We start from the raw sequence: 15,329 nt of genomic DNA, 5'->3' as shown, positions 1-15,329 counted from the left end.
TGTCTATGACTTTATACCGACAACTATTTACATGGATGTTGGCAATCTTCTTCCTGCTGATCCTTGCGGTCACCGGGATAGAACTTAGCACCACACGAAACTTCCTGCTCACGCAGCAAACTGCTGAAGTGAACAACACCATCAACTCAATGGGGCTTGCGCTTGCACCCTACCTAGAAGATGACGATAAAGTCGCGACGGAATCTGTTATCAATGCCCTATTTGATGGCGGATTCTATCAAGAAGTGCGCCTGAAAATGTTGTCTGACGGCAGTGAAATCGTCCGACAATATCCCGTCACTGTTGAAGGTGTTCCAAATTGGTACATTGCACTCGACCTCTTCCCGGTTATCACAGAAGAACGAACATTCACCAGCGGTTGGCTACAACTTGCTGAGGTAAAAGTCGTTTCTCACCCAGGTTACGCCTATCGGGAAATGTGGCGCGCAACCATTCAATTGGGTATTTGGATTGGCGTGCTCTTTATCATCGCCATGCTCGTGATTGCGATACAACTTAGCCGCTCACTCCGTCCGTTGAAAACCATTACCGATCGGGCGCAGGATATCGCACGGAACAAGTTTAATAGCGAGCCTATCCCTCTTCCGCCAACAACGGAGCTTAAAACCGTTGTTAAGGCGATCAACCAAATGAGCAATCAGCTTGAAGCTTACTTTGAGCAGCAAGCGAAAGAGGCTGACAGACTTCGCGAGCATGCTTATCGCGATACCGTATCTGGATTGGGTAATCGAAGCTTCTTCGTCGGTCAGCTCAAATCTTGGTTGGCAGAATCTGCGATTGGTGGCCTTGTGATGGCAAAAGTGGATTTGATCACTGACACCTACCAAAACCAAGGTTTTGAGCAAGGCGATTCGCTGGTGAGTCAATTCTCCAAAAAACTCAATACCACTATCAGCGACGCTGACTTTACCGCATCGCGCATTTCAAAAGACGAGTTCGTTATTCTGGCACCGAATTGCAGTGCTGAGGACTTACAAGTGATGGGCGAGAGCCTGTTGTCAATTGTAACGGACATGCAGCACGACCCAATGGGTATCAGCCCGCCAAAAGTCGCTATTGGCTTGGCGGTGAACAGCTCAGAAAACCGAGACGCCAGCCAGTTGTTGGCGCAGGTCGATAATGCGTTGACCCAAGCGAGGAATAATCCAAACCATCCTATTTCTATGATTGACCAAACGGCGAACGACTCGTCGATGGGCAAACAGCAATGGAAAACTCTTATCCTCGACGCCATTGCGCACGACTGGTTCAAGTTTAAATATCAACCAGCATCTAACAGTGACCAAAGCGTACTCCATCAAGAGGTGTTTACCGCCATTGAGCGTGGCGAGGACTACTATGGTGCTGGCCATTTCCTAGGTGCTGTGGAACAGTTGGAACTGGGTGAGTCGTTTGACCGCTATGTCGTTGCACATATGATCGAGCGTTTGTCAGATGACCCTAAGTTGGGGCCACTTGCTATCAACTTGACCCAGAACAGTGTCACGAATGCATCTTTCATCCGTTGGCTGACTAGCGTGATGCAAAAACATCGTGACCTAGCAGGCAGATTGTTCTTCGAAATCCCAGAGAGCGTATTTGTTCGCTATCCGGATCATGTCAGCTTACTGACTGAGCAAGCGCACAGGTTTAACTTCGGATTTGGTGTCGATAACTATGGACGTAACTTCCAGTCCCTCGATTATCTCAACAAATTCAAACCGTCATACGTGAAGATAGATTTTGCCTATACCAGCAATCTTGACGACGAAGCGCAAAGCCATGTGCTAGCCTCAATATGCCGGACGGCGCATAACCTGAACATCACAACCATTGCTACTCGGGTTGAAACGGAAGCGCAGTTAAACAAACTGTCCGAGCTGTTCGTAAACGGCTTCCAAGGCTTTATCTTCGAGAAGAAATTGGAGAATCATGGTTAAAGATCCGCTACTGCAGTCTTTGGTCTATGTTAGCCGGTACTTTGGCCAGGCGAATTCCCCTGATGCCCTTGTATCCGGCTTGCCTATTTCAGATGGCTATCTATCGCCATTCTTGTTCCCGCGCGCTGCAGAGCGCGCGAGTATCGATGCCAAAGAAGCCAAGATGGAGCTTTCGGAAATCTCCTTGCTTCTTTGCCCTTGTATTCTTCAACTGAAAGACAGCCAAGCGTGTGTCCTGCTTGATATCAACCACGAACGTGGTGAGGCCGAGATTGTCAGGCCACAAGATGCGACGACGTCTGATATCGTTACACTGTCTGACCTTGATCTTGACTACAAAGGTAAGCTGTTTCTGTTAAAGAAACAGTTTCGCTACGACGAACGTTCACCAGAGATTCTCAAAGAGCGAACTGGCCACTGGTTTTGGAGCACACTCTGGGAATCACGCTCCATCTATCGTGACGTACTGATTGCGTCGATTTTTATCAATGCGTTTGCCATCGCAACGCCCCTTTTCTCCCGCATCGTTTACGACAAAATCGTGCCCAATCTGGCGTTCGATTCCCTTTGGGTGTTGGCAAGCGGTGTGTTTGTTATCTTCATTTTTGATTTGGTGTTGAAGCTACTTCGAAGTTACTTCATCGACATTTCCGGTAAAAAATCAGACCTTCTGATCTCCGCGCGTATTTTCCAAAAAGTGATGGGAATACGAATGGAAGCCAAGCCGCCATCGGTGGGTGCGTTTGCGCGGCACATGCAGGAGTTCGAATCGATACGAGATTTCTTCACCTCGGCATCCGTGTCCGCCTTGATTGATTTGCCGTTCGCGTTCTTCTTCTTGTTCATCATTTGGATTGTGGCGGGTCCCTTGGTCATCGTGCCAATCGCCGCCGTGGCGTTTTTGATGATCCACGCCATGCTGATCCAAAAGCCGCTAAGAACCACAATTGAAGAAGGCTCACGCCTTTCCTCTCAAAAGAACGCCAATTTGATTGAAAGCTTGGCCGGTTTAGAAACCATCAAACTCTTTGGTGCTGAGAGCCAGTTTCAATATCGCTGGGAAGAAGCGGTTGCGCACATGGCAAACTGGGGCATTAAAACCCGCCGTCTGACAGACTCGGTACAAAATGCCGCCGGCTTCATCCAACAGTTTGTTTCTGTCGCCATGATTGTATTTGGTGTCTACCTTATCGCAAACGGTGACCTCACCATGGGTGGCTTGATTGCCGCAAGCATGCTGAGCTCTCGCGCGGTTGGCCCTATGGTACAGCTTTCGTTGTTGTCTACACGCTATAACCAAGCGAAGTCAGCAATGGAAATCATCGACCAATTGATGAACATGCCGTCTGAGCAAGAAGAAGGGCAACGCTATATTCACCGCCCTATCATTCGCGGAAAAATCGAATTCGACCGTGTGAATTTCAATTACCCGAATAGTGAAGTGGCGTCGCTTCGTGATGTGTCCTTCACCATTTTGCCGGGCGAAAAAGTCGCGATCATTGGCCGAATCGGGTCAGGTAAGACAACCATGAGTCGTCTGCTAATGGGTCTATATCGCCCTACAGCGGGTTCTGTACGCATAGATGAGACCGACATCAGTCAAATCCATGGCATCGATATACGACGCAATATAGGCTGCGTACCGCAGGATCCCACTCTCTTCTTTGGCTCGATTCGCGACAACATTACTCTCGGTCGCCCTTTGGCGGATGATAGGGATATTTTGGATGCAGCCAATCGCTCTGGCGTCACCACGTTTACGCAACGCGACCCAGCAGGTCTAGAGCGTCAGGTTGGTGAAGGCGGCAACCAGCTTTCAGGCGGCCAACGTCAAGCGATCGCCATTGCGCGTGCAATGTTAGGACGTCCACCTGTTTTGTTGATGGATGAGCCAACTAGTGCCATGGATAACCGCTCAGAGCAATACATCAAACAACAGCTGTCGACCCTTCGCCGCGACGAGACACTCATTATCAACACCCACAAAACGGGCATGTTAGATGTGGTTGACCGAATTATCGTTGTCGAGCAAGGCAGCATTGTTGCCGATGGGCCTAAGCATGTCGTTCTACAAGCCCTTAAAGAAGGTAAGGTGCAGAAGGTCGGCTAACGCGAAAACAGCAGGATAGATACCAAAAGAAAAAGCAGGCTTGATGGCCTGCTTTTTTACCGTCATTTACACTGTAAAACAGTGCACTACTGAAGCTTCTCGATTTGTATTTCTTTACCGTCAGTCACAAAGCGACAAGCACCGTATTCATTGTTCACGACAAGCTGCGTATCCCCGATTTGGCAATGTACGCCACCAAAACAGGTTTTAAACACTTCGATAGAATGGGTCCGGTACAAGGTACTTAATTCAGAGGAGCTGCTGTCCATCTTCGCTTTAAGCGCAGCGATACGCTCGAAATGGTGAGTTTTAGTCCACGCCAAGCGCTCAATCAGCTGGTCAGGACGTTTATTGGCAGGTTGCTGAAGCAGTTTCATTTCAGCGTCTTTCACCTTCATCAACTGCTCGTGCTCGTGTTCAAGCTCTTGGGTAATCCCCAAGGTTTTCTCAATGATGTCACTTAGCCCTGTAAATGCAGCTATGCGCGTGTGTACGCCTGATGCCGCCCCCAAGTTGACCACCTGAATGCCGCAGCGCGCAATGTGCTTACCGCCCGTCAGAGTACCGTTTCGTTTAGCCTGATCGCAGATAATCAAATTGTTGTTAGTTTGGGTAAAGCAGTGCATAGCATGCTGGCTAATCGTGATGTCTCCGTCTGCGACAATCTTTGCGTACTGGGCAAACTTCGCAACAACAGAGCCTTTCGCCCTAAGCTGGGTGTTTATTTCCTGATCAGACTGCACCTGCCGGCCGAGGATACCGTTGTGAATAACAATATCGCCGCCAGCTTCCAGAACTGCGGATTCCACAACACCACCTACGGTGATAGAACCTGTTGCTTGCACACGCATACCCGCGGCAACGTCACCATTGATGACCACGCTGCCTTCAAAATTGACGTGTCCTGTAGCGACGGTCACCGCCTTCATACACAAGGCGTTATCTACTTCAACACCATCAGGATGAAGAATTGGCATCCCAGAGACCTGCGCAATAATCACGTTTTCATCGTTGGCACTGAAAGCACTGCCAGGGAACAGACGTAAAGGAAGGTCTTTGCCTGGTGCCGTCGAAATGATTTCGCCAGTCACCTTAAAGCCTTCTATGCCTTTGGTGGGAGGAATACGCTTGGCGAGGGGTTGTCCTTCTTGAACCGTGATCATTTTGCCAAGGTCACGCATATCGACCGTGCCATCTTCTCGTTCCTGAGGGCGAAGGACACGCGCTTTACTGTCTTGGACGAGATAGGCAATTTTAGAGTCATCGCCTGCAACCGGCCATTTTCCAGCCGCAATGGGAACTTCGAGATATTCACCCGGCTTTAGGCGGGCTGATGCAGTGAGCAGTTTCTGCAGCGTTTGTTTTTTTACACCACGGACAATTTGCCCTTTCTTTAGGGCGGTAAGAAGGTCATTGCCTTTGATCGGGTTGCCACCACATGCGCCATCAACACGCAAAAATGCCGTCATCTTTTGGTCATCAAGACGCGCAGTCACAGATGCATCGCGGCGCTCAGCTACCACGACGTCATCAGGCTCCCCTTTCCAGTCGTCATTCGACGCGTTGATTTTGATCAGAACCGATTCGATGGTCTCTTCAAATCGGAAAAAATTGGCGACGCTGTGCTTCGTCAGCCACTCAACGATATGTTTTTTCTCAATGCGGGGCGCGTTTTCGTCTGCCTTTGGTACTACCGACATGTATACCCTGCGGCCATCGTTAGAAAGCCGCAAAAGCTGTTGCAGCATGTAATCCCCTAAAATAGAACATTAAAATTACGAACGAACATCACACTCGCATTCTACCTAGATGACACACTCAGACTAAAACACCACTAGGCTCAAGTTAGAATTAGATCTCATTTAATTATTGATTAATGACTTAATTATGGCGCAAGTGTCATATAAATGAATTATAGAGAGTTTTTCTCAATCTGCCGCCTTCTTGGAAGGATAATTGGGAATCGTTCGCCATATTGTTTGTGTCGTTCGTTTCTATTCTTTTTAAATCATCGAGTTAGGTTGGACGAGATGAAAATAATCAACGATACAGTGATAAATCCTGATGAACCTCTTCTGAGAGCCACTCATCCAGACTAAATCCATAGCGAAACTCGCCATCTTTAATGATATTTTGGTAGATAAGAGACCCTTTGATCGGCGCCATCCCCACAATCTGAATCGTGCAGCTTGTGTCCAATTCCAGATCGTAAGTCGTCGTCAGCCCCAAGCCACTACGACTCACATCTTTTATGCTCACTCGAAAGCCAAAGTCTTCGCTATCCATTTCGACATGTTCAGCCACAGATGGCTGGTGGATGCGCGCGTGAAGTCCTGGCTGTCCAACGATCAGCCTTTCCTGAAAACGCTTACTTTCAGTGGGTTGATTTTTATGTTCTAAAACGTCGTTATCGGAACTATCAATATTCCTAGCCATACTGCCTCCTTTGGTCCGCTTTACAGCTGTCAAAGCAGCAACGCTACAAGTATATGAGTGTTTCATTACAGTTACTGTATTGAAACTTGGATGAAGACATTGAAACCACACGCTGTTTACAGTGTAAATTCAACACCTAATCCAGCAGAGATTTCAACGCTGCGTGTCGTTGTTCCCGTCGACGTTGAGTGAATTCTAGGAACTGAGCCTCACTGCTCGTCACGATTTGATCGGCGGATAGACCCACCTTCTTGATCAAAGCCTGCACGCTATCAAATCGTCCGATATCCGCTGCAAAGTGCGCATCAGAGCCCGTCGTAACCCACGCACCGTAGTGCTTCGCCATCGCTGCAATCTCAGTGCAAATAGGCTCGCTACCAGAGCGAGAACCATTAAATGACGAATTATTAAGTTCTAACGCGATACCATGTTCAGCAGCCGCTTTAACCACTTTTTCAATATCAATTGGGAATGAAGGGTTGCCTGGGTGGCCAATGGCGTCAGCAATCCCTCTCTTGATGGTGTTTACAATCGCGTCAGTATGCGCCGCGACGGATGACGGCCTAAACACTGGTTCGTGCAAACTGGCGTTAACCCACTCCAAATGAAGGTAAACGTAGGGAGGCATATCAAGGTTGCCTGCTTCATCCATGATATTGGCTTCCACACCCCGGACAATGCGAACGCCTTCCAACGTATCAGGGATCACTCGCTGGTTTACGAAATGCCAATGATGCGGAGACCCTGGCATTGTCGACGCATGATCCGTGACACACAAATATTGCAGACCTGCTGCCTTCGCAGCTTTTGCGTTTTCAATTACCGTGCTGTAAGCGTGTCCACTTGAAATGGTATGCGTGTGCGTATCGGCAATAATTTCCATCATATCCTTAATCCTGATTAGCTTGCGCCACCCATCGTCGCATGGCCTGCTCTGTATCCTTACGACCGTTGTAATCATATAGTTTGGCAACAGCGGCCCACTCTTTTCGCTGCAGGAGTTTTGCAGACACTAGTGCGCAGCCTTTATTGTCTGTGTCATTGTGACTCTGATTTCTTTCAAGCCAATTAACAAACCATTGCCAAAGACTTCCCACGACCAAGTCATAACCCAACGCACCATCGGCAAAAAGCGCGACTTGAGAACCACTAAAGTATTGGGATTTGGGGTTTGGCAAGAAACAGAAACCAGCTTATTGAGAAGCATTGTATCCATATCTGCAAACTGTTCAGATAACTGGTGCAGAAAATTCACAGAAAATAATGCAGAAAGATCATTTATCCACTTAGCAGAGCGAGTAAGCGGCTTCACCATTTGTAGAGAATAACTGCCACTCGCGGCATCTCGCTGCACACCTAATCGCGCGGGTAAATAAGCTTGTGATAACCAGAAATCCAACAAGGGCAATGTACACCCAAAGCTGGTGCCGATAACATTGATGTTGCAGTTCTTCGCCAAGACCTCTATCGCCGAAATCATCTCGCGACCAACACCCTGACGACGAAGTTCAGGATGCACCGCAATTCTGACGATGCGTAAAAGCGGTGCAACTAATGCGTCGATAACGCCAGAATGGGACGCCAAGCTTTGTGCCAACAAATGGCCTTTTAAACGTCGCTTCCCCAACACCACATCAGTGGCCAACGAAGTATCAAATCCGCCCTCTTTAAGCCCAAGCGTCGCCCCAACCAACACCTCGCCTTTGAACGCTCCAATAATTAGCTGCTCTTTTGCATTGAGAAGCTGTACCAAATCATTGGGTGATGTTTGATAGTGCGCCGTCACCAACAAAGCAAACAATTGGCGCAGCAAGGCTTCATCTTGCAACAATTGGTCTGAAGAAATCTGTTGGTATGACAACGCCCCCTCTTCAGGTGGTAAGACTGGTTCAGCATCAAACAAAAAGGTGTCAAAAAGCCAAGCTTCCAGAGGGTCATTGGTCGCCCAACGGACAGGCATCTCCAAACGGCATTCTTTCCAGCCGTTTGCTTTGTCAGATAACAAATGTCGGAAGCGTGCACTGAATGCGCGCCCGGTGCCTTCATAACCGTGTTCTGTCGAGGAGAAAACGACGCGGCTGTATTGCTCAATCATCCGCTCTAACATCGGCATAGGAATGGCTGCCGCTTCGTCGACCAACAGCAAATCGCAGTCTGGTGCATCTCGAAGCAAGGCATCGGGTGCAACAAAACGAATCTCGCCGCCCACTGGAGAAGAGAGATGATATTTACTCAACCGTTCAATGCCGTCTTTGGTCGCTGCATGGGTAAATACAGTCTCGGCATTGGCGATGGAAGGCGAACATACCAGTATTCGCTTTTTGCTTGATTGGATGATGCTGCCGGCAGCAAGCCCTAATGCAGAAGACTTTCCCCGTCCGCGGTCAGCAACAAGCAACAGCGGTCGACGTCTGTGTCCAGAAAGCACCTTGTGTATTGCTTCAAGCGCGGCGTGCTGATCTGTCGTTACACCCTCACAAAAGTGCGCCATATCATGTGCTTTGATAGCGCTTTGAGGCATTGATATACCGCTGTATTGAGAAATACATGCGGCATTGGTGTGTTTCCAAAAGCGCGATAAGCGTTGAGAAAAAGGGAGCTCTGACTTTGCAACAAGCAGCAGCAATAACTCACCACCTTTCACACATCCGCTGAACGCACAGATTTTATCAACATCTGTAGTTTCGCGAATATCGAGCACTAAGGTGCCAAGCTCCTGACCAAGTAACTGCTTGGCCTTTGACCATGGCAGGGTTGTGTCGTCTTCAACCTTGTCACTCACCTTCGTTGATTCAGGCAAGGCAATCAAAATCTGCTGGCAAAAAGCCTCATCCCCTTCAATAAAAACCGGGAACCTAACTTTGTATTGAATGGCTTGCTCTTTAAGCGCCAAGAGCGCAGAAACGGGATCTGTATGCACGATGTCTTCTATGAATGAGTGAAGGTTTCATTAAGTCAACATCATACCGGAATCAAATTGGAACCAAAAAAAAACGTGTCCGATGGACACGTTTATTCTCTTTGGCGATGGAGCAACTTAACCGAGACGCGCTTTGATAAACGCCAGAATAGCGTCCGAGTCTTCCGCGTTAAGTTTTTTCAAATTGATAGCCAGCGAATCCCCTTTGCGGCGATAGCTCGCGCGACCTTTTACCAGATCGACCGAAGGCGCTTCCTGCTGAGGGCTAGTTGGCTTGAGCTCATCACACCATTTTTCGAGGATCAGAGACACTTCGCGGGTGATACGGCTAACGCTACTGCATCAACAGATTGCCATACTGGTGTATCATTCAATTTCTCAAGCAGTGCAGCTTGCTGACTGTCATCCATCGAGAAATACAGTTTATGCAGCTTCACGATGGTTGGGCGGCCAAGTTCACCCACGCTTGGGTAGGCCTGCAACAGTGCCAACGGCAAGGCCGCAGCTTTCAATGCACCACTGACCAACGCCTCACTGCACTGACACACTTTAGCCAGCTCTTTTTGGTCGGTCACATCACCACGTTCCAGCATGGCTTGCATTTCTTTACCACGTTCAAACAGCGACAACGGCTTGTGCGCATTGGCGACATCAGAAAGGAACTTCGCGTGCTTGCTGTTGATGTCTTTCGCAACATAAACAAAGAAGTCTTGCTCGGCGATAATACAAGACATGCGACGGCGACTACCGTCAAGCACTTCAATCTTGTCACCATCAAGCCAACGGCCAACAGCAGGATATTGCTGACCGCGTTCTTTCAACGTAACCAGAATGTCTGACAGAGCTAACTCGTTCAGGAATGACTGCTCACGCGCGTTTTCTGAGAAAACCGACGTGCGTTTACTTACGTCAGCCGCTGGAATTTTTACCAGCTCAAACTCTGCCGTTGTTTCGCCAGCAATAGAAAGCTCGATAACTGCAGCTTTCTCTGACGCGGCTTTCTGTGCTTCTTGCGCGGTGGTTGCGCGACGCTTATCGACTTTGCCAAACAGGCGCGCATTTAGTTCAGATGTTTTAATGGCCATTTATCACTCCTGATTGCGCTGCGACCAGTGGCTGTGAAGCACACGCTCTAATTCTAAGCCTGCACGATGAACGGCTTCTTGTGCCGTAGAAAGCGTCTTTTTACCGCCTTCAAAATCTTGCGACGTCAGGTCGAATACCGTGCTGTAGGTATCGGCACAGGTCTCAAATGCACGGCTACGAGGAATCGTTGCCATCATGACCTGATCACCCAGCAGATAGTTCATCTCTGTCAATACAGACACCTGCTTCTTATTGTCGTCTTCAAACATGGTAGGCACCAGACGAACAAACTCAAGGCCAGGCCAGTTCTCTGGGAACATTTCGTAAACCGTTGGCAAGTGCTGGAAGAAGTTCACTGTCGACGCCCAGTCCAAACGTTTTGCCGCACACGGGATCAACAGGGCGTTTGATGCATACATCGCGTTCCATACCAATGGATCGATGTGTGGACCCGTATCAATCATGATGATATCAAACTCGTCCGCAATCACGTCAATCACCTTCTCTTGAAGCAATTGTACGATATCCAAAGAACCGTTTGTCGCAAGATTTTGCCATGCTTCCGCGTTAAACATCGCATCTTCTGGGAACGCTGCGATGGTCTTCAGGTTCGGATATTGCGTCGGTAGCAGAACATTCTTCATCATGAAGTCTTTGTCTGGTACCTGCGGGGTATTTTCCAGCATGACGTCTACTGCAGAGTAAATACCCTCTTGCTCCGTCACGCTAATTTGTGGGTTGAGGAAAAGACGCAGTGAGCCCTGTGGATCCAAGTCAATCAAACAAATTCGGTAACGCTTTTCCAGATTCAGTGCCATACAAGCCGCCAGGTGCACTGCACTCATTGACTTACCCGTTCCACCTTTTTGGTTCTGGATATTGATCACCCAAGGCTTGTAGCCCGCACCCTTCCCTTCATGGAAAGCCGGCATCTTTGCCGCTTCCATGATCTGATGCGCTTCATCAAGCGTGATGGAGTAGTGGTTCGCATTGTTCTTCGTGAACTGATGACCCGCCTCTTCCATTCGGGAAATGGCTTCATCAAGCTTACGACGCGTCAACCCAGAACGGGTCTCCATCAATGCTTTTGACATAGGTGGGAAAAGCTGGTCGTGACGCTCTTCCATGACTATCTCAATACGATCAGCCTGAACCTGTTTTGTTTGCTCTGCTATTGTTAGCAGGTTTTCTATCGTCTTTTCCCTATTCATTTTTCTTTTCGCCATAAAAGAGAATTAAAACGAATTGTACAGCACTTTACGGAATGCACAATAAAAAGCTGAACATGCGACTAATTAATTAAGATGGCGGTCACTTTAAGGCAAAGATATGAAAAATAGTCGATTATTTTTCACGACAAATGATGAAGAAAATCACTCAGATTTAAACTGTTACAGCGTCACCTTTTTACATTGTAAACTGTAAATTGTAGTAATTTCACCGGAACGCTATAAACACGTGTCTAAATTACGGTGTGTTGCATTTCAAATCTTTCGCACTCTTTTCCGTCAACATCGAGATATTGTTCCTTGTTTTTGCTTAGCTAAGGAAGCATCTTGATCATGCTTTCGAAAACATGATCAAGGTGTTCTTAAAACATCCTGTAAATTGGTGATGAGAATAGCGATACACCTTGATCATCTTTCCAAAGAGATATTGACCATAAAGGAACGATGATCAAGACGCGGTACACGGTCAATACATCGACAAAATGACAGATCGAAGATCCTTTTTATTCGAAACGATGATCAAGACGTGAATTCGCGGTTTGGTTACCCCGCAATGCCACCGGAACGATGGTGATGCCCGTCGAAATTACGGTTGATGCCTTTTCAACACTGAATTCATATCGAATCAATGCGATAGCGGGAGCTGAAAGACGGATACGAACGCGTAGGTGTGCGTGAATTGAAATACACGGAGAAATACTTGATCATCGTTTCGATATACGGACACATACATTGCCCCGACTAAAATACGCTTGATGTCATTTCAATATCGGACGAAAACAGCATTATCAAGATAATCCACTTTTGAATATTGACCAATTTATGCCCAAAACAGCTCCAAACAACACAACCCTGATCATTTTTCCGGTGTTTTTGGTGTCATTCAATCGGTCAGAATGGCGGTTATCCAATATGCCAATGCCAAGCCTTGTGGATAACGTGTGTGAGAGCCTTGATCATGCTTTAGTGGTGTTGATGATCACGCTTTCGAAATGATGATGATCATGTTTTCGGGCTTCTAATGATCATGCTTTCAAAGACTTAATGATCATGCTTCTGGCGTTATCATGATCATTCTTTCGGATCGTGCAAAATAAACCATTATTAAAAACAATGTGTTACGATGGAATCCACAGCCAGATCATAAGATCAAGTAATCATATAGATCTATATAAATCATAAAGATCAGTTAAAAAGAGCCAACAAAAAAGATCTTTCTTTCTTTTTCATTTTTGATTAATCTTTTCGGAAAGATGGCTCAATTACGGCCTCTTGTATTTTGATTACACTTATGCATACAAGGAGCTGTGGCGAATGGCCTCTAGTCCTTCGGAAAAAATTCTGATCACCGCCCCTCGATCTCACAAAGATGGGCACCTCTTTGAAGTACACGGACAACTCGTCGATTGGTTGCCTCAGTATGAGCACTTCAGAGGCGTAACCAAAAGTATTCTGGAACTGCTGAACCTCATTTCTTTGCGAGGCTTTGCATCAAAAGACGGTCTCGTCTCTACCACAGAGTTGGTTGAAGCCACTGATGGACATTTAACGCGCGCTGCAATCCAACAACGTTTGCGTGCTGCTGTTCAAATTGGTTTGTTTACTCAACAAGGCGTGCGATTTGAGGAAGGACTGGCCGGCAAAACGATGCTCCATCGATTCGTCAACCCAAGCCAGTTGATCTCTGTGTTGGGTGCCGCGGGTTTGCAATCAGAAAAGACTAAGGTCATTGCGAAGCAAAAGCGTTCTAAAGCACTTGCACAGAACCATGTTAACAAGCAATTGCTGACGGAACATGGCCTAGGTACACCACCAATGATGCCGGATGAGAAGGACCAAATCCTTATCTCACCCACCAGCTGGGCAGGGATCATTGACCAGGCATTGGCGCCACCAAGAACCAAGAAAAGTTACCAGAAATCGATGGTAGCGATCAGTGGGTCCAAGGCGATCATTGAAACACGATCTTCGAAGTCGATCATGACGGTCGATGATCTGATGACCCTGTTTGCCTTGTTCACCTTAACCGTGCAATACCATGATCATCACTTGCCAAGCTATGAGCTGCAAACACAGAAGATCGGCAACAAAACGCCGGTTTACATCACGGATATCCTCTCTCTTCGAGGGAAGAAGGACAGTGGTCCTGCGAGGGATTCAATTCGTGAAAGTATCGATCGTATCGAATTTACCGACTTCCAATTGCATGAACTTACAGGCCGCTGGCTAAGTGAGAACATGCCTGAAGGCTTTAAGAGTGATCGTTTCCGCTTCATTGCACGCACGATCACGGCATCCGAAGAGGCGCCAAGAGAAGGTGAAGATGGCGAGATCCGCATTAAGCCAAATCTTTACATCATGGTGTGGGAGCCCTCATTTTTCGAAGAGCTGATGACTCGCGATTACTTTTTCCTGTTCCCACCAGAAATTCTGCGTCAGCATACGCTGGTTTTCCAGCTGTATAGCTTGTTCAGGAGCCGTATGTCGCGTCGTCTTGAAGATTCGATAACATTGAGCGATCTTAACCAGAAAATGGCGAGAAACATCGAATGGCGACGTTTTTCAAGTGATCTGGTGCGTGAGTTGCGCAAGATGGCGAAGAAAGAGACGCAGGCGGAAGACGTATTCGCGGTCAATCTCTATGGTTATCACCTGACGGTGTATCGCATGGACGATGACAAGAAGCACCCGGACTATCGCATTGACATCAAATGTAATGTTGATGAAGTGATCCGCTACTCGCGCGCGAAAACTTACAACGAAGGTAAACGATCCTTGGCACCGACCATGCCAAACCCGCTTCGCAATGAGATCTTGCCTAAGCAAGACCTTGATCAGCTTTCCGAGATCATCGACGGCGAGTTCGAACCTATTCAGCGTAAAGAAAAGCGCGGTGGCCGTTTGGGGCGTCGCGTGAAGCAGCGTAAGCATTTGGTGGAAATCAATGCCGACGAGTTAACCATCACCTTGTCCAAATACACCTCACCAGAGGCACTGCAACGCAGTATTACGGCGTTGTCGGCGATGACAGGCCACCCTGCGGCCACGATCACGGAAGAGTGTCAGGCGTACATGGACAAACTGGACTGGCTGCGCGTAGACGGTGAGATCATGCCGTATGAGACGCTCAGCAAGACCATTGAATTTTACAACGGCCATCAAGATGAGAAGCATTTGTCTATCGAACGCTTGATTTCTGGACTGGCTGTACGTCGTAAAGTGTGCCGCCAAGTTTATGATGGCCATTTAGACTCAACGGTGCTGCAAGTACTGGATGAAGTGGCTTCCGGTGGATAAAACTCTCACCGAGTGCTGACAGAACACTGACATGGGAGTCGGCAGGGAGGTCTAGGATTGAAGGCGAATAGATACCTTTGTCCTATTGGCATCCGGGCTCCCAGATGCACTTTTGCTAACCATTTCAACGGGCCTTTTGGCTCGTTTTTTTTGTCTCTAATTTGCACTCTCGCCGTCAAACCCCCATTGCTGATGTTGCATGTATGTTAATTGAATGCTAGCGTTGGAATTGGGTCGCAGATATCGGCCCGCCGCCCACGCTGGCAAAGCATTGCAATATCTACCTTCTACATAACTCAAACGAATTGGTT

At 47.8% G+C, this 15,329-nt stretch carries 8 protein-coding genes and 1 pseudogene; 3 read left to right on the top strand and 6 right to left on the bottom strand.

Annotation, left to right across the window (positions count from 1 at the left end):
* The first annotated feature begins 5 nt into the window (after positions 1 to 5).
* Together ATN88_RS07805 and ATN88_RS07800 are read left to right on the top strand one after the other, a co-directional pair.
* Positions 6 to 1,940, top strand: a complete 1,935-nt coding sequence (locus ATN88_RS07805; protein ID WP_067414107.1) for a bifunctional diguanylate cyclase/phosphodiesterase — start codon at positions 6 to 8, stop codon at positions 1,938 to 1,940.
* Positions 1,933 to 4,050 carry a type I secretion system permease/ATPase gene (locus tag ATN88_RS07800; protein ID WP_067413774.1) on the top strand — a complete coding sequence of 706 codons (2,118 nt, stop codon included), beginning with the start codon at positions 1,933 to 1,935 and terminating at the stop codon, positions 4,048 to 4,050. Before ATN88_RS07805 ends, ATN88_RS07800 begins: the two co-directional genes overlap by 8 nt.
* A gap of 86 nt (positions 4,051 to 4,136) precedes the next feature.
* On the opposite strand, the gene ATN88_RS07795 is transcribed toward ATN88_RS07800, so the two are convergent.
* From ATN88_RS07795 to ATN88_RS07770, 6 genes and pseudogenes are all read right to left on the bottom strand, one after another.
* Positions 4,137 to 5,798 (bottom strand): DUF342 domain-containing protein, encoded by a 1,662-nt coding sequence (locus ATN88_RS07795; RefSeq protein ID WP_067413770.1) that lies wholly within the window; start codon positions 5,796 to 5,798, stop codon positions 4,137 to 4,139.
* A 292-nt stretch (positions 5,799 to 6,090) separates the two neighbouring features.
* Positions 6,091 to 6,486, bottom strand: a complete 396-nt coding sequence (locus tag ATN88_RS07790) for a hypothetical protein (protein WP_067413766.1) — start codon at positions 6,484 to 6,486, stop codon at positions 6,091 to 6,093.
* Positions 6,487 to 6,622: 136 nt separating this feature from the next.
* Positions 6,623 to 7,369, bottom strand: coding sequence for a phosphatase (locus tag ATN88_RS07785; RefSeq protein WP_067414097.1), 747 nt, complete (start codon positions 7,367 to 7,369; stop codon positions 6,623 to 6,625).
* 129 nt (positions 7,370 to 7,498) lie between these two features.
* On the bottom strand, positions 7,499 to 9,406 hold the full coding sequence (locus ATN88_RS07780) for a GNAT family N-acetyltransferase (protein ID WP_232312942.1): 1,908 nt from the start codon (positions 9,404 to 9,406) through the stop codon (positions 7,499 to 7,501).
* Positions 9,407 to 9,523: 117 nt separating this feature from the next.
* Positions 9,524 to 10,491: pseudogene (locus tag ATN88_RS07775) on the bottom strand (ParB/RepB/Spo0J family partition protein).
* Positions 10,492 to 10,494: 3 nt separating this feature from the next.
* Positions 10,495 to 11,703, bottom strand: coding sequence for an AAA family ATPase (locus tag ATN88_RS07770; RefSeq protein WP_067413761.1), 1,209 nt, complete (start codon positions 11,701 to 11,703; stop codon positions 10,495 to 10,497).
* Positions 11,704 to 13,035: 1,332 nt separating this feature from the next.
* Between ATN88_RS07770 and ATN88_RS07765 the strand changes: the two genes are divergently transcribed.
* The gene (locus ATN88_RS07765; RefSeq protein WP_067413757.1) at positions 13,036 to 15,018 is read left to right on the top strand and encodes a replication initiator protein RctB domain-containing protein; all 1,983 of its coding nucleotides are present in this window, start codon (positions 13,036 to 13,038) and stop codon (positions 15,016 to 15,018) included.
* Positions 15,019 to 15,329: the final 311 nt, after the last annotated feature.

The organism is Enterovibrio coralii, from assembly GCF_001559595.1.
In the GTDB taxonomy this organism is placed as follows: domain Bacteria; phylum Pseudomonadota; class Gammaproteobacteria; order Enterobacterales; family Vibrionaceae; genus Enterovibrio; species Enterovibrio coralii.
This window is presented reverse-complemented; position numbering and strand designations above follow the sequence as displayed.

Coding starts and splice junctions, on each gene's coding strand:
- ATN88_RS07800 (WP_067413774.1), top strand. CDS start 1,933: ATGGTTAAAGATCCGCTACTGCAGTCTTTGGTCTATGTTAGCCGGTAC.
- ATN88_RS07785 (WP_067414097.1), bottom strand. CDS start 7,369: ATGGAAATTATTGCCGATACGCACACGCATACCATTTCAAGTGGACAC.
- ATN88_RS07790 (WP_067413766.1), bottom strand. CDS start 6,486: ATGGCTAGGAATATTGATAGTTCCGATAACGACGTTTTAGAACATAAA.
- ATN88_RS07805 (WP_067414107.1), top strand. CDS start 6: ATGACTTTATACCGACAACTATTTACATGGATGTTGGCAATCTTCTTC.
- ATN88_RS07795 (WP_067413770.1), bottom strand. CDS start 5,798: ATGCTGCAACAGCTTTTGCGGCTTTCTAACGATGGCCGCAGGGTATAC.
- ATN88_RS07765 (WP_067413757.1), top strand. CDS start 13,036: ATGGCCTCTAGTCCTTCGGAAAAAATTCTGATCACCGCCCCTCGATCT.
- ATN88_RS07770 (WP_067413761.1), bottom strand. CDS start 11,703: ATGAATAGGGAAAAGACGATAGAAAACCTGCTAACAATAGCAGAGCAA.